Origin of the sequence: Gemmiger formicilis, assembly GCF_016901605.1 — a bacterium.
Classification (GTDB): domain Bacteria; phylum Bacillota; class Clostridia; order Oscillospirales; family Ruminococcaceae; genus Gemmiger; species Gemmiger formicilis_B.
Window position 1 is genome coordinate 1 of sequence record NZ_JACJKP010000731.1, and the last position, 224, is coordinate 224.

Here is a 224-nt window from a genome sequence, read left to right on the forward strand (position 1 = left end):
CCATCGGTGACGTGCTGAAAGGCGGCGACAAGGTTACGATTGCAGGGTTTGGCCGGTTTGAAATGCGGGAACGCCAGACCAAGAACTTTACCAATCCCAAGACCAAGGTGACCAACAAGCCGGAAAACTTTGTCCTGTTCAAGGCAGACGGCGATCAGGACCGCCCCAATCTTACATAAGCGACCGAATGAAAAAAGCCCCGATGGTTTTAGCCATCGGGACTT

Annotated in this window: 1 protein-coding gene; it reads left to right on the top strand. The window is 52.7% G+C overall.

The window, feature by feature from the left end; translation table 11 throughout:
• Positions 1 to 11 precede the first annotated feature (11 nt).
• Positions 12 to 179, top strand: a complete 168-nt coding sequence (locus tag H6B10_RS16650) for an HU family DNA-binding protein (RefSeq protein WP_345941873.1) — start codon at positions 12 to 14, stop codon at positions 177 to 179.
• Positions 180 to 224: the final 45 nt, after the last annotated feature.